The following is an 18,952-nucleotide window of genomic DNA, read 5'->3' as shown; positions in this document are numbered from 1 at the left end:
CCCACAGGTCCCCCGCGCCCTCTAATCTGGTCCCGTACCGAAAGGAAAGGGACGGCATGTACGGCTGGATCTGGCGGCATCTGCCGGGCAACGCGTGGGTGCGGGCGTTCATCTCGCTCGTGCTGGCCCTCGCGGTCGTGTACGTGCTCTTCCAGTACGTGTTCCCCTGGGCGGAGCCTCTGCTTCCGTTCAACGACGTGACGGTGGACGGCCAGTGAGCGCGCGGATTCTCGTCGTCGACAACTACGACAGCTTCGTCTTCAACCTCGTTCAGTATCTCTACCAGTTGGGCGCCGAGTGCGAGGTCGTGCGCAACGACCAGGTGTCCACTGCGCATGCGCAGGACGGCTTCGACGGGGTGCTGCTGTCCCCGGGGCCGGGTGCCCCCGAACAGGCCGGGGTGTGCATCGAGATGGTCCGTCACTGCGACGCCACCGACGTCCCCGTCTTCGGCGTCTGCCTCGGCATGCAGTCGATGGCCGTGGCCTACGGCGGGGTGGTCGACCGGGCGCCCGAACTCCTCCACGGCAAGACCTCGCTCGTGCGGCACGAGGGCAAGGGCGTGTTCGCCGGGCTGCCCTCTCCCTTCACGGCGACCCGCTACCACTCGCTGGCGGCGGAGCCGGGCACCGTACCCGACGAGCTCGAGGTCACGGCCCGCACGGAGGACGGAATCATCATGGGCCTGCGCCACAGGGTGAAGCGGGTCGAGGGTGTGCAGTTCCACCCCGAGTCGGTGCTCACGGAGCACGGCCATCTGATGCTGGCCAACTGGCTGGTGGAATGCGGTGACGCGGGGGCGGTGGGCCGGTCGGCGGGGCTCGCGCCGGTGGTGGGCAAGGCCCTGGCGTGAACGGCGAGGGGGGACCGCCTTGGTACCGCGCTCCGGATGTTCCCGGACAGCGCGGACCGCAGCAGTCCCCGCCACGGGAGTGGCCCGACCACGGCCAGTACCCCGCGGCGTACCAGGAGGACTTGCACGGACAGCAGGCGTATCCCCGGGGCCGGGAAGAGACCCAGGTCCAGGAGCAGTCCCGGGGCCGGGTCCGGGGCCGGACCGGCTCCATGACGGGGGCTGGGTACCCGTCGCCGTCAGGGACTGGAGCCGACAGTCCGACCGCGGCCGTGCCGTCGCCGTTCTTCCCGCCCGAGAACGAGACCGCGGGGCTTCGGGTGCCCGGAACGGGCCCGTCGGAGCCCGAGCGGCCCACCGGAGGCCGCGCAGAGCGCCGTAGGGCGGCCAAAGCACAGGGACGGGGCCGCAGACGCCGGGCACCGACCGCCCGGCCCGCGGCGCCCAAACCCTCGGAGACGGGGGCCCCGCTCTCCCGCGTGGAGGCTCGGCGGGCGGCCCGGGCGGCCAAGGACAGCCCGGCAGTGATCGCCAGCCGGGCCTTCGGCGAGCTGTTCATCACCATCGGCGTCCTCATGCTGCTGTTCGTCACGTACCAGCTGTGGTGGACCAACATCCTGGCCGGCCAGCAGGCCAACGCCGCGGCGAGCAAGATCCAGGACGATTGGGCGAAGGGCCGGGCCCCGGGCGCGTTCGAACCGGGCCAGGGCTTCGCCATCATGCACATCCCCAAGCTCGACGTCGTCGTGCCGATCGCCGAGGGCATCGACAAGCACCGGGTACTGGACCGGGGCATGGTCGGCCACTACGCCGAGGGCGGGCTCAAGACGGCGATGCCCGAGGACAAGCAGGGCAACTTCGCGGTCGCCGGGCACCGCAACACCCACGGCGAGCCCTTCCGGTACATCAACCGGCTCGCACAGGGCGACCCGATCGTCGTCGAGACGCAGGACACCTACTACACGTACGAGATGCACAGCATCCTGCCGCAGACCTCGCCCTCGAACGTCGGGGTGATCGCTCCCGTGCCGGCCGGATCCGGTTTCACCGGGCCCGGCCGGTACATCACGCTCACGACGTGCACGCCCGAGTTCACGAGTACGTACCGCATGATCGTGTGGGGCAAGATGGTCGACGAACGCCCGCGCAGCAAGGGCAAGCCGGACGCGCTCGTCGGCTGACGGACGGGCGTCGCTCCGGGCGAGAGAACAACAGGGACTGGGACAGGGACAGGTGCAGTGGCACGTGCGCGCAGCCGGATCGCCGGCGTCATCAGTGTCTTCGGCGAGCTGCTGATCACCGCGGGGCTGGTGCTGGCCCTCTTCGTCGTCTACTCGCTGTGGTGGACGAACGTCATCGCCGACCGTGAGGCCGCGGAGCAGGGCGAACGCGTCCGCGACCGCTGGGCCGGGGGCCCCGGTGCGCTCGACACCAAGGACGGCATCGGCTTCCTGCACGTGCCCGCCATGAACAACGGCGAGGTCCTGGTCAAGAAGGGCACCGATCCCAAGACCCTCAACAACGGGGTGGCGGGCTACTACGTCGACCCCATCGCGTCGGCTCTCCCGGCCGACAAGCAGGGCAACTTCACCCTCGCCGCCCACCGGGACGGCCACGGCGCCAAGTTCCACAACATCCACAAGATCAAGACGGGCGACTCGATCGTCTTCGAGACCGTGGACACCTGGTACATCTACAAGGTCTTCAAGGACCTCAAGGAGACGTCCAAGTACAACGTCGACGTGCTCCAGCCCGTGCCGAAGGAGTCGGGCCGGACGAAGCCGGGCCGCTACATCACGCTGACGACCTGCACGCCGATCTACACCTCGGACTACCGCTACATCGTGTGGGGCGAACTCGAGCGCACGGAGAAGGTCGACCGGGACCGCACGCCGCCGGCGGAGCTGCGGCAGTCGTGAGCGAGGCCGCTGCGAGCGCGGCACCGTGACCCGCGCTTCTCCGGCCCGTGCGGGCCGGGAGGTCGTGACCTCGCCCCTGTAGCCCCGCCACCGTACGGCACGGCGCCGGGCCCGGAGCGCGACACCGCGAGCCGTAGCGGGGAGATCCGCGGACCGGGTGCGGCCGGGGCTCGCACGTGCGAGTTGGAGGACCGCAGTCGGACATGGGAACGCCCCGGCACCTGATGGGTGCCGGGGCTTCTTCCCGTGTCCCGGGCGTGCGGTGGCCGGGAGGTCAGTCGCCGCGTCCGCCGATGAATCCGCCGCCGTTGTTGCCCCCGCCGTCGTTGCCGTCACCACCGGGGAGCGTGAACAGCACCACCTGGGTCTGAGCGGGGTCACCCTGGGTTCCCGGCTGGGGGGTCTGCTGGATCACCCGGGCGTTGTCGTTCTGGTCGCCCTGCACCTGGATGTTGTTGAATCCGGCCTGCTGCAGCAGGGCCCTGGCCTCGCCCAGAGTGCGGTTCCGCACCTCCGGCACCTGGGCCTGAGGCGTCTGCGGGCCCTTGGAGACCTTCAGGGTGATCGTGATGCCCTTGGCCTCCTTCGAGCCCGCGGTCGGGTCCTGCGCGATGATCTGGCCCGCCGGCTCGGCGCCGTCGACGTCCTGTCGCACGACCGTGTACCCGAGGGTCGTCAGCTGCTGGTTGGCCTGGTCGAACTGCTGACCGACCACGTCCGGTACGGGCTTCGTCTCCTGCTTGGCGATCTTCAGGGTGACGGTCTCACCCTTCTCCACCCGGGTGCCGCCCTCGGGGTCCTGTTCGACGACCGTGCCGCGCTCCTGGTCGGACTCGACCGACTCGGTCTCGACCTCGAAGCCCTTGTCCTTCAGCTCCTTGACGGCGTCCTCTCCGGAGTCCTTCGTGACGTCCGGCACCTTGACCAGCGGTGCGCCCTCGGAGACGACCACCTGGACGGTGTCCCCCTGGTTCATCTGACCGCTGTTGGGGGTCTGGCTGCAAACGCTGCCCTTGGGCTGGTCGCAACGGTCCGTGCCGGACTGGGCGACCTTGACCTTGGCGTTCTCGCCGAGTTGCTTGGCCTCTTCGAACGGCTTGCCGACCAGTTGCGGAACGTCGACCTTGCCGCCGGCCTCGTTCTGACTGAAGACCGCCTTGCCGATCAGGATCGCGCCGACCAGCACGAGGATGCCGGCGACGACGAGCAGGATCGTGGAGGTGTTCGACTTCTTCTGGCGGCGGCGGTCCGGACGGTCGTCGTACGCGCCGAATCCGCCGTCGTCCGGGTTCATGGGCGGCAGCATCGAGGTCTGGCCGCCCGGGTCCGCCTGGCGCAGCGCCGTCGTCTGCTGGTCGCCGCCGCGGCCCTGCTGGGCGCCGTACGCGCCGCCGTAGCCGACGGCTCCCATCGCCGCCGTCGCCGCGACCGGCTGGCCGTCGAGGCACGCCTCGATGTCGGCCCGCATCTCGTCGGCGGACTGGTAGCGGTAGTCCGGGTCCTTGACCAGCGCCTTCAGGACGATCGCGTCCATCTCGGGCGTGATCTCGGGGTCGAAGACGCTCGGTGCCTGCGGTTCCTCCCGAACGTGCTGGTAGGCGACCGCCACCGGGGAGTCCCCGACGAAGGGCGGCCGGACCGTCAGCAGCTCGTAGAGCAGACAGCCCGTGGAGTACAGGTCGGACCGGGCGTCGACCTGCTCGCCCTTGGCCTGCTCCGGAGAGAGGTACTGGGCGGTGCCGATCACGGCCGCGGTCTGGGTCATGGTCATGCCCGAGTCGCCCATGGCGCGCGCGATGCCGAAGTCCATCACCTTGACCTGGCCGGTGCGCGTCAGCATGACGTTCGCCGGCTTGATGTCGCGGTGCACGATGCCGTTGCGGTGCGAGTACTCGAGGGCCTGGAGGATGCCGATGGTCATCTCGAGCGTGCGCTCGGGCAGCAGCTTGCGCCCGGAGTGCAGCAGCTCTCTGAGCGTGGAGCCGTCCACGTACTCCATCACGATGTACGGGATGGAGACGCCGTCCACGTAGTCCTCGCCGGTGTCGTACACGGCGACGATCGCGGGATGATTCAGGGAGGCGGCCGACTGGGCCTCACGGCGGAACCGGGCCTGGAAGGACGGGTCACGGGCGAGATCGGCCCGCAGCGTCTTCACGGCAACGGTGCGACCGAGCCGGGTGTCGTGGGCGAGGTAGACCTCGGCCATGCCACCACGGCCGAGCACCGAGCCCAGCTCGTACCGGCCGCCGAGGCGACGCGGCTCTTCCATAACTGTTCCAGCCCTCTCCGTCAGTCCCGACCGCACCCGTGTGTGTGCTCCGGCGGTGTGCTGTTCGCGCATACGCTACCGGCCAGGGGGCTCCTCATCCGCCCATGGCCGGGACCTGATACGCGACCGGTATCGCATTGTGCGGGTATGAGGCGGGAAGAGGCCAGGACAGTGACATCCGTCACTCCTTGCCGTCGAGCACCGCCTTCATCACGTCACGCGCGATCGGAGCGGCGAGTCCGCCGCCGCTGATGTCGTCGCGCGCGGTGCCGCTGGAGTCCTCCACGACCACGGCGACCGCGACCGGCGAACCGTTGTCGGTCTTGGCGTACGAGATGAACCAGGCGTACGGGCGCTTGCTGTTGCCGACACCGTGCTGGGCGGTACCGGTCTTGCCGCCGACGGTGACGTCGTTGATCTGCGCGTTGGTACCGGTGCCCTTCTCGACGACGTTCTCCATCATCTGCTGGAGGAGCTGCGCGTTCTCCTGCGAGACCGGCCGGCTCATCTCCTCCGGCTCGAAGGTCTGGATCACGTCCAGGTTGGGCGCCCGCAGCTGGTCGATCATGTACGGCTTCATCAGCTTGCCGTCGTTGGCGATCGCCGCGGTGACCATGGCCATCTGCAGGGGTGTCGCGGCGGTGTCGAACTGGCCGATCGAGGAGAGCGCGTTGCCGCCGCGGTCCATGGTCTTGTTGTAGACGGACGCGGAGGCCCGGACCGGCGTGTCGATCTCGGCGTTGTTGAAGCCGAACTTCTCGGCCATCTCCACCATCTTGTCCCGGGACACCTTGTCACCGAGATTGGCGAAGACGGAGTTGCAGGACACCTCCATGGCCGCGTTCAGGCTCGCCTTCTCGCAGCCGCCGTGCGAGTTCTTCATCGGCGTCCGCGAGAGCGGGATCAGGTAGGGCTCGGGGGTGTCCGTCGGCGCGTCGATGTCCTCGACCACGCCGTTCTCCAGTGCGGCGGCCGCGGTGACGACCTTGAACGTGGAACCGGGCGGGTAGGTCTCGCGCAGCGCGCGGTTCACCATCGGCTTGTCTTTGTCGTTGAGCAGCTCCTGGCGGTTCTCGGAGTCCTTGAGCGAGTTGCCCGCGAAGACCGACGGGTCGTACGACGGCGTCGAGGCCAGCGCCAGGATCCTGCCGGTCTGCGGGTCGATCGCCGCGACGGCGCCCTTCTTGTCGCCGAGTCCCTTGAACGCGGCCTCCTGGGCCTTGCCGTTCAGGGTGGTGACGACGTCGCCGCCCTTCTTCTTCTCGCCCGTGAACATCGCCATCGTGCGGTCGAAGAACAGCCGGTCGTCGTTGCCGGTCAGTATCCCGTCCTCGAGCTTCTCGATCTGGTTGGCGTCGAAGGCCTGCGAGGCGAACCCGGTGACGGGCGCCCACATGGGCCCGTTGGTGTACGTGCGCTTGTACTTGAAGTCGCTGCCCTTCGTCTCGACCGAGCCGGTGATCGGCTTGCCGTCGACGATGATGTTGCCGCGCTCGTGGGCGTAACGCTCGATCTGCACCCGGCGGTTGAGCTTGTGCGTGTTGAGCTCGTCCGCGCGGACGTACTGGAGCCAGTTGTCCCGGATGAGCAGGGCGAGGACCAGGAGGCCGCAGAAGATCGCGATGCGGCGCAGGGGCTTGTTCACGGTCGGACCACCTGGGTCATCTCGGCATCGGGGGACGGGGCGGGAGCCGGCGCCGGACGGCGCGCGGTGTCGCTGATACGGATGAGGATGCCGATCAGGGCCCAGTTGGCGATGACGGAGGAGCCACCGGCCGCGAGGAACGGCATGGTCATACCGGTCAGCGGGATGAGTCCCATCACACCGCCGGCCACGACGAAGACCTGGAGGGCGAAGGCGCCGGAGAGACCGACGGCGAACAGCTTGCCGAACGGGTCCCGGGCGGCCAGAGCCGTGCGGATACCGCGCTCGATGATCAGGCCGTACAGCAGCAGGAACGCCATGACGCCGGTCAGGCCGAGCTCCTCGCCGACGGTGGCGAAGATGAAGTCCGAGTTCGCGGCGAAGCTGATGAGGTCGGAATTGCCCTGACCGAGGCCGGTGCCGAGAGTGCCGCCGGCGCCGAACGACATCAGGACCTGGGTCATCTGGTCACAGGCGTTGATCATGTTGGAGCGCTCGGGCGCGGTCTCCAGGCAACCGAAGGGGTCGAGCCAGGCCGCGACGCGGGACTGGACGTGACTCGCGAACTGCGCGACGACCACGGCGCCGCCCGCCGACATCAGCAGGCCCATGACGATCCAGCTCGTCCGCTCGGTGGCCACGTACAGCATGACCACGAACATGCCGAAGAACAGCAGCGAGGTGCCGAGGTCGTTCTCGAAGACCAGGATGAGCAGGCTCATCGCCCAGATCGTGAGGATCGGGCCGAGGTCGCGGCCGCGCGGCAGGTACAGGCCCATGAACCGGCGGCTGGCCAGGGCGAGCGCGTCCCGTTTCACCATCAGGTAGCCCGAGAAGAAGACCGCGATGACGATCTTCGCGAACTCGCCGGGCTGGATGGAGAACCCGCCCACCCGGATCCAGATCTTCGCGCCGAAGACGTCGGCGCCGAGACCCGGCACGATCGGCAGGATCAGCAGGACCAGCGCCGCCGCCATGGAGATGTACGTGAAGCGCTGGAGGACGCGGTGGTCCTTCAGGATCATCAGCACGCCGACGAACAACGCGATGCCGAGAGCCGAGTACATCAGCTGGTTCGTCGCCTGCGGGGCGAAGTCGGGGCGTGCGTTCAGCCGCGGCGACTGGTCCAGCCGCCAGATCAGCACCAGCCCGAGCCCGTTGAGCAGCGTCGCCAGGGGCAGCAGCAGCGGGTCGGCGTACCTGGCGAACTTCCGCACGACGATGTGGGCGACGGCCGCCATCAGCCCGAGGCCGAGCCCGTAGCCGAGCATGCCGGACGGCACCTCGCCGTCGAGCGCGAGCCCCACGTTGAGATACGCGAACACCGGGATCGCGACGGCGAACGCGAGCAGCACGAGCTCTGTGTTGCGGCGGCTCGGCGCGTCGATGGCGCCGATGGTGGTCGTGTTGGTGACAACGCTCATGGTGGAGAAAGGCCCCCCTACGGGTGCTTACTGCTTGCCGCAGTTCGAGGCCAGCTTCTGTTCCTCCTCCGAGAGGGTGGGGCCCGGAGAGGGAGACGCTGCGGTCGGCTTGGTCTGGGCGGACTGGGTCGAGGGCTGCGTGCCGGTCGTACCGCCGGCCTGGCCCTCGCCCGGCGGCGTGCCGGCGGCGCGGTCCGCGGCGGCCCGGCGCTGCTCGTCCTTCTTGCAGACGGCGGCCTGTGCGCCGAGCTCCTGGATCTTGTCGCGGGCATCGCCGAGGCTGCCCTCGGTGATGGTCTCCTTGACCTGCTTCTGCTGGTAGGGCGGCAGGTACTTGAGTTCGATCTCGGGGTGGTCCTTCTCGACCTTCGAGAGCGAGAGCCAGGCCAGGTCCTGGCTGATGCCCCGGTACAGCGCGACGTGGTCCTCGTTCGCGCCGACGTAGTACTGGGTCTGCGTCCAGCGGTATCCGCCGTAGAGGCCGCCGCCCACGACGCCCAGCGCGAGCGCGATGAAGAAGGATCTCTTCAGCCACCTACGGCCGCGGCGCGGCTTGACGAAGTCCTCGTCCGTGTACGTGCCGTAGCCGCCCTCCGGCGGCATCCCGCCGTAGCCGACGTCGTCGCCGCTCCCGGGCGGACCGAAGCCGCCGCCCTGCGGCGGTGCGGCGGGCCGGCCGAGGCCGGACGCGCGGCCGGCCGGGGGCTGCATCGCTCCGCCGTCACCCAGCTGAGCCTGGTTCTCGGCGACGGCGCCGACGACGACCGGGGTGTCGCTGAGCGCGCCGGCGAGGGTGTCGCCGGAGTCCGTGTCGAGCACGTCCGCGACGATGCAGGTGATGTTGTCGGGGCCGCCACCGCGCAGGGCGAGCTGGATCAGCTCCTGCACGATCTCCTGCGGGCCCTGGTAGCTGGCGAGGGTGTCCTCCAGCGTCTGGTGGGACACGACGCCGGACAGTCCGTCGGAGCAGATCAGATAACGGTCGCCGGCCCTCACCTCGCGGATGGAGAGATCCGGCTCGACGTGGTCGCCACTGCCCAGCGCACGCATCAGCAGGGCGCGCTGCGGGTGGGTGGTGGCCTCCTCCTCGGTGATCCGGCCCTCGTCGACGAGCCGCTGCACCCAGGTGTGGTCCTGCGTGATCTGGGTCAGCACCCCGTCGCGGAGCAGGTACGCGCGGGAGTCGCCGACGTGCACGAGGCCGAGCCGCTGTCCGGTCCACAGCAGCGCGGTCAACGTGGTGCCCATGCCCTCGAGCTGGGGGTCCTCCTCGACCATCAGGCGCAGCTGCTCGTTGGCCCGCTGCACGGCGGTACCGAGCGAGGTGAGGATGTCCGAGCCCGGGATGTCGTCGTCGAGCTGGACGAGCGTGGAGATGACCTCCGACGAGGCGACCTCGCCGGCCGCCTGGCCGCCCATGCCGTCGGCGATCGCGAGAAGACGCGGACCGGCGTAACCGGAGTCCTCGTTGCCCTCCCGGATCATGCCCTTGTGCGATCCGGCCGCGAAGCGCAGTGACAGACTCATGTGCACCTGCCCTGTCGACGCTGCCTCGGGGTACAGCCGGTCTCGAGCCACACTGCCCACCCTCCGGTCGGGAGCCTGCCCCGGTCCGTCGCCGGGACCGCTGCGCGGTCCGTGCGGACCGCCGCGGCTCGCTCGCTCCGCTCGCTCATTGTCGTACTACTTCCGCAGCTCGATGACTGTCTTGCCGATGCGGATCGGCGCGCCCGGCGGAATCGGTGTCGGGGTGGTGAGCCGGGTCCGGTCGAGATACGTGCCGTTGGTGGACCCGAGGTCCTCGACGATCCACTGGCCGTCACGGTCCGGGTAGATCCTGGCATGCCGGCTGGAGGCGTAGTCGTCGTCCAGCACGATCGTGGAATCGTGCGCACGGCCCAGCGTGATCGTCTGACCCTGCAGCGCGACCGTGGTGCCGGTGAGTGAGCCTTCGGTGACGACCAGCTTCGTGGGCGCCCCCCGGCGCTGGCGCGTCGCCTGCTGGCGCTGCTGCGGAGGCGCGGCCGCCTGGCGCGCGGCCTGCTGCGGCCGCGCTTCGGCGTTGCGGCGCGAGCCGCGCTGCGTGACGCGGGTGCCGAACAGGTCGCTACGGATGACCTGGACGGCCACGATGACGAACAGCCACAGAACGGCCAGGAAACCCAGCCGCATGACCGTCAGGGTCAGCTCTGACATTGCCCCCGCTTCACCCTTCGGCTTGCCGGTAAACGATGGTGGTGCTGCCCACGACGATCCGCGAGCCGTCGCGGAGCGTAGCGCGGGTGGTGTGCTGCCCGTCCACCACGATGCCGTTGGTGGACCCGAGATCCTGGATCGTCGAGGGCGTTCCGGTCCGGATCTCGCAGTGCCGGCGGGAGACGCCGGGGTCGTCGATCCGCACGTCGGCGTCGGTGCTGCGGCCCAGCACCATCGTCGGGCGGGAGATCTGGTGGCGTGTGCCGTTGATCTCGATCCAGCGGCGCACCTGGGCGCCCGGCATCGGACCGGGTGCCGTCGGACGCCCGCCATGGGCTGCTCCCGGGCCGGGCCTGCCTCCGCCGGACGGCGGGGCGGGCGGCATGGGAGGTGCACCGACAGGAGGGTAGCCGTACCCGCCGCGCTGGGCCCCCTGCGGGGCGCCCGCGTGACCCGCCTCCGGGCCGGCGTGGGCGCGGTCGGGTGACTGTGACGTACTCGACGCGAGGGTGCGGCTGCGCACCCGGTACAGACCGGTGTCGAGGTCGTCGGCCTTCTCCAGATGGACCTTGATCGGGCCCATGAAGGTGTAGCGCTGCTGCTTGGCGTAGTCCCGGACCAGTCCGGAGAGCTCGTCGCCGAGCTGGCCGGAGTAGGGGCTGAGTCGCTCGTAGTCGGGCGCGCTCAGCTCCACGATGAAGTCGTTGGGGACGACCGTGCGGTCCCGGTTCCAGATCGTCGCGTTGTTGTCGCACTCGCGCTGGAGGGCGCCCGCGATCTCGACCGGCTGGACCTCGGACTTGAAGACCTTGGCGAAGGTGCCGTTGACCAGACCTTCGAGCCGCTGCTCGAAACGCTTCAGAACTCCCATGGGGCACCTCCTCCGTCGATGTCGTCCTGGTACTGCTTACTGATCGTATCCACGCGTCGGGAAATCGGCTGGTTCCCCTTGTCTGCCCCGTCGATGAGTGTCACCTCTCACACGGATCGTAGAGGCGGCCTCCTGACAGTGTCCCGCACCCGGGGTGCACCCCGGGGGAGCGGGGGGACGTGCACCCGGGAGGAGTGCCGGCGGCCGCGCTGCGTTCCTTCGTCTGTCCCTCTCCGGTTGTCCGTGTCCTCGTCCTCCAGCCCTGCCTCTTCTCCTCCGCGGGTTCCGCTTGTGTGGCCGGTGCCCGTCCGCCGCCTTCGCTCCTTCAACGTCGCAGGGGCCGGTGAGGGTGCCCGTCACTCGGCCGAGGCGGTGCCCGGGGCCCGGCACCGGAGGCGGTGCGCGGCCTGCCCGGCAGGCCTCTGCTGTGTTCTCCGCCGCCGGGGGCCGCCCGAAACAACGGATGTGAATCCACCCTCCGCACCGTGCTAATCTTCTGCATGTCGCCAGGCGCTCGCACCGAACAGGTGAGGGGGCAGGGGGCATCACCCAAATGCGCGGGTGGCGGAATAGGCAGACGCGCTGGATTCAGGTTCCAGTGCCCGCAAGGGCGTGGGGGTTCAACTCCCCCCTCGCGCACCAAGAGAAACCGACGAAACGGGTTCTCACCAGTGACGAAAGTCCTGGTGGGGCCCGTTTCTCGTTGAGTTCCCCCAGGACCGGTCCTCATCGGACTCCGATCCGTCCGGTCGATCCTTTTCATATGCGCTTCGTCTCCACGGTTGAGAGCGGGCCTCGCAACCTTCGTCGGACGTGTGTGCGACGAAAGTGGGCAGTGACGGGGGGACACGGTTGCCTAGGGTGCGGTCGTGGACGCGTCATCGAAGATATGGGCCGGGGTGCGGTCGGGCGGCAGATGGCTGGCGCCGCCGGAGCTGTGGTCCCGGCGCAGACTCGCGGGCGAGGCGACCGTCGCGCTGCTGCTCGCCCTCCTGGCGGTGGGTCTGGGACAGGCGCTGGGGGCGTCCGTCCCGGCCGTGCTGGCCGAGGCCGTCGCGATCGCGGGCCTGTCGCTGATGCGGCGGAGACTGCCGGCGACCGTGCTGGCGGTGACCGCCGCGCTGACGCCGGTGGGGAACGGGTTCCTCCCGCTGATGATGGCGGCGGGCTGGTCGGCCGGACGCCGGATCACCGGGGCGGGCCGGGCCGTGGCCGCGTTCGCCGGTGCCTATGCACTCTGTGTCACCGTCTCGCTCGTCGACACCTGGTCGCCCTCGACCGCGTTGACGCTGGTGCTGCTCACCACTCTCTACTTCCTCGCGGTCGCGGTCGTCCCCGGCCTGGCCAGCCGGTACTGGACACAGCGGCGGACCCTTCTGCACACCCTGCAGGAGCGCAACAGCCAGCTGTTGCGTGAGCGTGCCATGGTCGCCGGGCAGGCGCGGCTGAGGGAGCGGCAGCGCATCGCTCAGGACATGCACGACAGCCTCGGGCACCGGCTTGCGCTCATCTCCGTGCACACGGGGGCCCTCGAGGTCGACCGCGAACTCACCCCGCGCCAGCGTGAGGTGGTCGGGGTGCTGCGGGAGGCGTCGGTGACCGCCATGCACGAGCTGCGCGAGGTCGTCGGGATACTCAGGGACGGGGTGGAGGCGCCCGCGCCCGCGTCAGTGGACGAGTCGGGCCGGGCCGCTCGCGGCACGGCAGGCATCGCGGCGCTCGTCGACGCGGCCAGGGGCGCGGGGAACGCGGTGGAGCTGAAGTACTCGGGGGAGGCCAGGCCACTCGCGGCGGCCGCCGACCACGCGGCGTACCGCATCGTCCAGGAGGCCCTCACCAACGCCTACAAACACGCGCCCGGTGCGCCGATCACGGTGGATCTGCGCTACGAACCGGACTCGTTCGTCGTCGAGATCGTCAACGGAGCGGCCTCGGACGTGGTCGGCCACGTCGTCAGTGGCGGACAGGGGCTGACGGGACTGCACGAGCGCGCCCGGCTGGTGGGCGGAATGGTGCACGCCGGTCCGGTCCCCGGCGGCGGTTTCCGGGTGGCGGGAGTCCTTCCGTACGGCATCGGGGAAGCATCGCCGTTCGTCGACCCGGCGGACGACTTCCGGCGGCAGTCGGCGAAGACCCTCTACGGGGACGGTGTTTCGGTCATGGACCGGACCGTTTCGGAGAGGGAGTGGGCGATGGGCGGCAAGAACGGGAACAGCAGGTTCAGCGGGGTGGCCGTGGGGTGCGGAATCGCGCTGGGTGTCGTGATGCTGCTGGGGATCGCTGTTCTGGTGGGGATGTTCTTCCTGGTCGGCTCCCTCGACAAGGGCATGATCGAGCCCTCCGAGTACCAGGCGATCAAGGTCGGAACGGCCGAGAAGACGGTACGGGACCAGCTGCCGAGCGGGGACACGATCGCCACCGAGGGACTGGACGGCAAGGGGCCGACGGAGCCGGCGGGTTCGCGGTGCCTGGTGCTGATGTCCTCGGAGATCGGGGAGAGTCTGGACTCAGAGCCGGTGTTCCGGTTCTGCTTCAAGGACGGCAAGCTGGTCGAGAAGAAGTCCTACGAGGTCAGGCGCTAGGCGTAAGCGGCCAGGTGCTGGGGAGCAGAGGGGGGTCTGTGACCGGTTCGCCGATCCGGGTCGTGATCGCCGACGACGAGCCGCTGATCCGGGCCGGGATCCGGATGATCCTCACCTCCGATCCGGAGATAGAGGTCGTCGCCGAGGGGGCCAACGGCCGTGAGGCCGTCGAGCTGGCGCGGTCGCACCGGGCGGACGTGGTGCTGTTGGACATCCAGATGCCGGTGATGGACGGACTCACCGCGCTGCCCGAACTGCGCCGCGCGGTTCCCACCGCTCGCGTCATCGTGCTCACGACCTTCGGTGAGCGCGACAACGTACTACGAGCGCTGGAGCACGGCGGCGCGGGATTCCTGCTCAAGGACACCGCTCCGGCGGAGCTGATTCGCGCGGTGCGGGCGGCGGCGGCCGGGGACGCCTATCTCTCGCCGGCTGCCACGCGCCATGTCGTGGACCAGCTGGCCTCGGGGCGGGTGGCGACGCGCGATGAGGAGGCCAGGGCCAGAGTCGCGGCGCTGGCCGCCCGTGAGCGCGAGGTGCTGGCGCTGCTCGGGGAAGGCTTGTCCAACGCGGACGCCGGGCGCCGGCTGCATATGAGCGAGGCGACGGTGAAGACCTATGTGAGCCGGATCCTGGCCAAGCTCGACTGCGAGAACCGGGTGCAGGCCGCGCTGCTGGCGCGGGACGCCGGGCTGTAGGGCCGGGCGTCGGCGCTGGGCACGTCCCTCCGCCACGGCCCTCCCGAGGGCCGTGGCGGAGGGTTTCACGTGGAACATCGGCGGGAGCCGCTCGTGCCCCCGGGACTGCCTTTACGCGGCGAGCCGTGCCGCCAGGTCCTTGGCCTTCCGCGCGGCATCCGCGAACGCCTTGGAACGGGAGGCCTCGGCGAGCGGAACGAGCTCGGCCATCTCGGGCTTGCTGGGCGCCAGGGTGAGTTCGGGGACGATGAAGTCCACCTTGGCCCCGAACATCCCGGCGAACACCTTCTCCAGGTAGTTCTGGACGAACTCGAAGTCCTCCCGGGGCGTACCGGGAGCGTACGAACCGCCCCGGCTGGCGACCACGGTGAAGGGAGTGCCGGACAGGGGTCCGTCCGGAGTGCCCGCGTTGTGACCCACGATGATCACCTGGTCGAGCCATGCCTTGAGGGTGGACGGAATCGTGAAGTTGTACATCGGGGCGCCGATCAACACAGCGTCGGCATCGGCGAGTTCGGTGGCGAGTTCCGCCCGGAGCGCGTCGTCCGCGCCGGCGGACACCGCGGCGAAGTCCAGGTGGGGCAGGGGGTTCGCGGCCAGGTCGCGGTAGACGACCTTGCCCTCCGGGTGCTCCTCCAACCAGGTCTTCACAAACGTGGCGGTGACATCGCGCGAGGCGGAGCCCTGCGGGAAGAGGGCGGAATCGATGTGCAGCAGCGTGGCCATGGGGTTCTCCGTGAGGGGATGGGGGGCCGGCGGGAGATGGGAAGTATCCGCCGCCGTTCCGTTCGTAACTACAGATAACACAGGTCCTTACTTTTTTTCACCTCCGCACGGGGAGGCAGTACTCTGGAGGCATGGCGGAACACGGAGAGCACGCGTGCCAGCAGGTCGACGGGGGGATCACGCGTGTCTTCGGGCTGTTCGGAAAGCGCTGGACCGGTCAGATCGTGTCGGTGCTGCTGCAGCGGCCGGTCTACTTCGCCGAGCTTCGACGGGCCATCCCGGGGATCAGCGAGCGCATGCTGTCCGACCGGCTGACCGAACTCTCGGCGGCCGGGCTGGTCGTGCGCGAGGTCGACGAGGGCCCGCCGCTGCGTGTCGCCTACCGGCTCACCGACGCCGGTGCGGCGCTGGAGCCCGCGCTCAAGGAACTGGGCCGCTGGGCGGAGTCGCACCTTCCCGGCGGCGCGGAGGACGGGGCCTGCTGAGGACGTCGTCCATGACATCCCGCGGGTCCGGAGGGTCCTCCCGGGGCTTTCGCCATCGGATGGCGTCCCGATGCCCCGATCTCCGGTGGGCGGCGCTCTTGGGGCCCCTGCGGTGTCGCGGAGCCGGTGAAGCGGACGACGGCCGCGGTTTTCCACAGGGGGAGACGGCGGCCTGGTCGGACGGTACGGTCGTGGGCACTTGATGTTGCACGACAGCGGGGGGAGGCGGTCACGCCATGAGTGGGACCGAAACGGTGGCGTACCGGCGGACGGCGTCGGACGAGGCGCGCATACCGGAGGTCACCGGCTTCGCCCGCCGGGTGCCGGGCGGTGTGCCGGACTCCCCGAAGCGGGACGGCAAGGCACTGCGCCGGGAGGTGCCGCGTTGTTCCCACGCCACGATGGTGCTCCCCGAGGGGCGGCCCGACGCGGTGCGGGCCGTGGAGGAGTCCAGCCGGGGCAGGGTCCCCGGACTCACACCGATCCGTGTGGGAAGGATGGCGGCCACCCCGTTCGCGTTCCTGCGCGGCTCCGCCGGGCTGATGGCCCATGACCTGGCGGGCACGCCGGTCACGGGCGTCGCGGCACAGATCTGCGGCGACGCTCACGCGGGCAACTTCGGTCTGTACGGCGATGCACGCGGCAGTCTCGTGATCGACCTCAACGACTTCGACGAGACCGCCGTCGGCCCCTGGGAGTGGGACCTCAAGCGTCTCGCCACCTCGCTCGTGCTCGCCGGCCGCGAGGCCGGCGCCGACGAGGACGTCTGCCGCAAGGCCGCGTACGACGCGGCCGGGTCGTACCGGCGCACGATGCGGCTGCTGGCGAAGCTCTCCGTGCTGGACGCGTGGAACGCCATCGCGGACGAGGAGCTCGTCTCGCACGCCGACGCACGTGACCTGGTGGGCACGCTGGAGCGGGTCTCGGAGAAGGCCAAGAACAACACGAGCGCGCGTTTCGCCGCCAAGTCGACCGAGGCGTCGGAGGACGGCGGCCGGCGCTTCGTGGACGCCCGGCCGGTGCTGCGCCGGGTCTCCGACGCGGAGGCCGCGGCTGTCGCCACATCACTCGCGGGGTATCTGGAGACCGTCTCGGAGGACCGGCTGCCGCTGCTCGCGCGCTACGCGATCCACGATGTGGCCTTCCGGGTCGTCGGTACCGGCAGCGTGGGGACGCGGTCCTACGTGGTGCTGCTGCTGGACCACCGGGGCGAGCCGCTCGTGCTGCAGGTGAAGGAGGCACGGCCCTCCGTGCTGGTGCCGCATCTGGCCGCCGCCGGCTTCGAGGTCCCCGGAGTTCCGCACGAGGGGCGTCGTGTGGTGATGGGCCAGAAACGGATGCAGGTGGTCAGTGACAACCTGCTGGGCTGGACGACGGTGGAGGGCCGTCCTTTCCAGGTGCGGCAGTTCCGCAACCGCAAGGGCAGCGTGGATCCCGCCGCCCTCGCGGCGGACCACGTGGACGACTACGCCCGTATGACCGGTGCGCTGCTGGCCAGGGCCCACGCGCACAGCGTCGATCCGCGACTGGTCGCCGGCTACTGCGGCAAGAGCGAGGAGCTGGACGAGGCCGTGGCCGGCTTCGCGGTGGTCTACGCGGACCGGACCGAGGCCGATCACGCCGATCTGGTCACCGCCGTCCGCAGTGGACGGATAGCCGCCGAGCTGGGTGTGTGACGGGCGCATCGTCCGTCCGCCCGCCGGAGCGACTGGTGCTCTGCCATACGCTGGGCGGGTGACTCAGGACGCTCCCGGGGGCCCGGCCACCCGGAACGAGGACGAGCAGGACGACCACCGCGTGGACGATCAGAACGTGAAGAACGCTCGGGCGGCGCAGGACCCGCCCGGCGCCGACGGCGTGCGCGAGGACGCCACTGAGGAGTCCGAGCGTGCCGAGGCACGGCTGGAGAAGGCCGTACGCGCCGCGGAGCAGGCCCTGATCGAGTTCGAGATCGCGGTCGAGACCTTCCGGGTCGAGGTGGAGAACTTCTCGCGGCTGCACCACCAGAAGCTCGGTCCGATGTACTCGCGTCTGGACGAACTCGACGCGCTGATCGCCGAGGCGCGGGCGGCCCGGAGCGGAGACCCCGAGGATCTGCGCAAGGCCCGGGAGGCACGGGCGATGGTGATGCCGATGCCCGGCGTCGAGGAGCTCTTCCACAGCTGGGTCGACTCCGAGGGGTTGTCCGCCGAGGCCGCGGCCATGCTCACCGACCGGCCCGTGCAGCCTCCCAAGCGGGTGCGGCCCACGGACGAGGCCCGCAGGCTCTACCGTGAGCTCGCCCGCAAGGCCCACCCCGACCTCGCCCAGGAGGACAAGGAGCGGGCGCGCCGGGATGAGTTCATCACCCGGGTCAACGCCGCGTACGGGCGCGGTGACGAGGCGCTGCTGCGGGAGCTGACGAGGGAGTGGGAGGCGGGGCCCGCGCCCGATGAGGCACGGCTCGGCGAGGCCGAGGAGCTCTACGTCCGCCTCGAGTGGCTCGCGCGGCGCAAGGAACTGCTGACCGTGGTCGCCCAGGACCTGGAGGAGAGCGCGATCGGCGCGATGCTGCGGATGGCGCCGGACGACCCCGACCGGCTGCTCGAGGAGATCGCGGAGCAGTTGCTGGCACAGGTCGCGGAGCGAGAGGCCGAGCTGGCCGCCCTGGTGCAGTAGCTTTTCCGGGAGGTTGCCCACTCGCTCGCGCCGGGACGTACGGCGGGCGGGAGGCATGACGAGTCCAGGTACGAGAGAGGGTCCGACCATGAACTTCGCCCAGCTGCCCTCGGTGGATGCAGCTTCCGTGCCCGCCAGCGGTCTGGTGATCGACGTCCGGGAGGACGACGAGTGGGCGGCCGGCCATGTCGAGGGCGCGGTGCACATCCCGATCAGCGACTTCGTGGCCCGCTTCGGTGAGGTCACCGAGGCCGTGGCCGGCGGCCGCCGGGCCTATGTGATGTGCCGGGTGGGCGGCCGCTCCGCCCAGGTCACCCAGTACCTGGTGCAGCAGGGCATCGACGCGGTGAACATCGACGGCGGGATGCAGGCCTGGGACTCCGCCGGCCGTCCGATGGTCACGGACAGCGGCAACCCGGCCTTCGTGCTCTAGACCCGTACTTCGCGGGTCGTTGATTCGTATGGTGTGACCGGCCTGGGGGTGTCCTGGGCCGGGGGTGTGGCGTTGGATCGGGTGTGTCGATGACTTCCCGGTCCCCGCGGCCACGGTCTCAGCGTCAGCGTCTTGAAGTGGCGGTGACGTCCGTGGTGGAGAAGCGTCTGGGTGCTCTGCCTGTCGCTGC

At 70.0% G+C, this 18,952-nt stretch carries 17 protein-coding genes and 1 tRNA gene; 11 read left to right on the top strand and 7 right to left on the bottom strand.

Features of this window, described 5'->3' with window-relative positions; all coding sequences use genetic code 11:
* The first annotated feature begins 56 nt into the window (after positions 1-56).
* From QMZ92_RS10305 to QMZ92_RS10290, 4 genes are read left to right on the top strand one after another with little or no spacing between them, the layout of a single operon-like run.
* Positions 57-218 carry a hypothetical protein gene (locus tag QMZ92_RS10305; protein ID WP_283296949.1) on the top strand — a complete coding sequence of 54 codons (162 nt, stop codon included), beginning with the start codon at positions 57-59 and terminating at the stop codon, positions 216-218.
* On the top strand, positions 215-853 hold the full coding sequence (locus QMZ92_RS10300; protein ID WP_283296948.1) for an aminodeoxychorismate/anthranilate synthase component II: 639 nt from the start codon (positions 215-217) through the stop codon (positions 851-853). The genes QMZ92_RS10305 and QMZ92_RS10300 overlap by 4 nt, the downstream gene beginning before the upstream one ends.
* A complete protein-coding gene (locus tag QMZ92_RS10295) occupies positions 850-2,034 on the top strand; it encodes a class E sortase (RefSeq protein ID WP_283296947.1) in 1,185 nt (394 codons plus the stop codon). Before QMZ92_RS10300 ends, QMZ92_RS10295 begins: the two co-directional genes overlap by 4 nt.
* Before the next feature lie 57 nt (positions 2,035-2,091).
* Positions 2,092-2,772, top strand: a complete 681-nt coding sequence (locus QMZ92_RS10290) for a class E sortase (RefSeq protein ID WP_283296946.1) — start codon at positions 2,092-2,094, stop codon at positions 2,770-2,772.
* A gap of 274 nt (positions 2,773-3,046) precedes the next feature.
* On the opposite strand, the gene pknB is transcribed toward QMZ92_RS10290, so the two are convergent.
* The 6 genes from pknB to QMZ92_RS10260 form a co-directional block, all read right to left on the bottom strand.
* Entirely contained in the window at positions 3,047-5,044 is a 1,998-nt protein-coding gene (gene pknB / locus QMZ92_RS10285) for a Stk1 family PASTA domain-containing Ser/Thr kinase (RefSeq protein ID WP_283296945.1), read from the bottom strand.
* Between the two features lie 181 nt (positions 5,045-5,225).
* On the bottom strand, positions 5,226-6,689 hold the full coding sequence (locus tag QMZ92_RS10280) for a peptidoglycan D,D-transpeptidase FtsI family protein (protein ID WP_283296944.1): 1,464 nt from the start codon (positions 6,687-6,689) through the stop codon (positions 5,226-5,228).
* Positions 6,686-8,113: an FtsW/RodA/SpoVE family cell cycle protein gene (locus QMZ92_RS10275; RefSeq protein ID WP_283296943.1), complete on the bottom strand. Its 1,428-nt coding sequence runs from the start codon at positions 8,111-8,113 to the stop codon at positions 6,686-6,688. Before QMZ92_RS10275 ends, QMZ92_RS10280 begins: the two co-directional genes overlap by 4 nt.
* Before the next feature lie 27 nt (positions 8,114-8,140).
* Positions 8,141-9,640 carry a PP2C family protein-serine/threonine phosphatase gene (locus QMZ92_RS10270; protein ID WP_283296942.1) on the bottom strand — a complete coding sequence of 500 codons (1,500 nt, stop codon included), beginning with the start codon at positions 9,638-9,640 and terminating at the stop codon, positions 8,141-8,143.
* 156 nt (positions 9,641-9,796) lie between these two features.
* Entirely contained in the window at positions 9,797-10,309 is a 513-nt protein-coding gene (locus QMZ92_RS10265; RefSeq protein ID WP_283296941.1) for an FHA domain-containing protein FhaB/FipA, read from the bottom strand.
* A gap of 10 nt (positions 10,310-10,319) precedes the next feature.
* Positions 10,320-11,180 carry an FHA domain-containing protein gene (locus tag QMZ92_RS10260; RefSeq protein WP_283296940.1) on the bottom strand — a complete coding sequence of 287 codons (861 nt, stop codon included), beginning with the start codon at positions 11,178-11,180 and terminating at the stop codon, positions 10,320-10,322.
* A 555-nt stretch (positions 11,181-11,735) separates the two neighbouring features.
* On the opposite strand from QMZ92_RS10260, the gene QMZ92_RS10255 reads away from it, so the two are divergent.
* From QMZ92_RS10255 to QMZ92_RS10245, 3 genes are all read left to right on the top strand, one after another.
* Positions 11,736-11,822, top strand: a tRNA-Leu gene (locus QMZ92_RS10255).
* A gap of 257 nt (positions 11,823-12,079) precedes the next feature.
* Entirely contained in the window at positions 12,080-13,762 is a 1,683-nt protein-coding gene (locus QMZ92_RS10250) for a sensor histidine kinase (RefSeq protein ID WP_283297034.1), read from the top strand.
* Positions 13,763-13,800: 38 nt separating this feature from the next.
* Positions 13,801-14,460, top strand: coding sequence for a response regulator transcription factor (locus QMZ92_RS10245; RefSeq protein ID WP_283296939.1), 660 nt, complete (start codon positions 13,801-13,803; stop codon positions 14,458-14,460).
* A gap of 111 nt (positions 14,461-14,571) precedes the next feature.
* Here the strand turns inward: QMZ92_RS10245 and QMZ92_RS10240 are convergent, their stop codons facing one another.
* Positions 14,572-15,186: an FMN-dependent NADH-azoreductase gene (locus tag QMZ92_RS10240; protein WP_283296938.1), complete on the bottom strand. Its 615-nt coding sequence runs from the start codon at positions 15,184-15,186 to the stop codon at positions 14,572-14,574.
* A 131-nt stretch (positions 15,187-15,317) separates the two neighbouring features.
* On the opposite strand from QMZ92_RS10240, the gene QMZ92_RS10235 reads away from it, so the two are divergent.
* The 4 genes from QMZ92_RS10235 to QMZ92_RS10220 all read left to right on the top strand — a co-directional run bounded on the left by QMZ92_RS10235 (position 15,318) and on the right by QMZ92_RS10220 (position 18,762).
* Positions 15,318-15,671 (top strand): winged helix-turn-helix transcriptional regulator, encoded by a 354-nt coding sequence (locus QMZ92_RS10235; RefSeq protein WP_283296937.1) that lies wholly within the window; start codon positions 15,318-15,320, stop codon positions 15,669-15,671.
* Positions 15,672-15,907: 236 nt separating this feature from the next.
* Positions 15,908-17,347 (top strand): DUF2252 domain-containing protein, encoded by a 1,440-nt coding sequence (locus QMZ92_RS10230; RefSeq protein WP_283296936.1) that lies wholly within the window; start codon positions 15,908-15,910, stop codon positions 17,345-17,347.
* A gap of 58 nt (positions 17,348-17,405) precedes the next feature.
* Positions 17,406-18,329: a J domain-containing protein gene (locus QMZ92_RS10225; RefSeq protein WP_283296935.1), complete on the top strand. Its 924-nt coding sequence runs from the start codon at positions 17,406-17,408 to the stop codon at positions 18,327-18,329.
* Positions 18,330-18,417: 88 nt separating this feature from the next.
* Positions 18,418-18,762, top strand: coding sequence for a rhodanese-like domain-containing protein (locus QMZ92_RS10220; RefSeq protein ID WP_283296934.1), 345 nt, complete (start codon positions 18,418-18,420; stop codon positions 18,760-18,762).
* The last annotated feature ends 190 nt before the right edge of the window (positions 18,763-18,952 follow it).

It is taken from the genome of Streptomyces sp. HNM0645, assembly GCF_030056615.1.
Classification (GTDB): Bacteria; Actinomycetota; Actinomycetes; order Streptomycetales; family Streptomycetaceae; genus Streptomyces; species Streptomyces marianii.
Note: the sequence above shows the minus strand (reverse complement) of the source record. Positions and strands in the feature narration are given on the sequence as shown.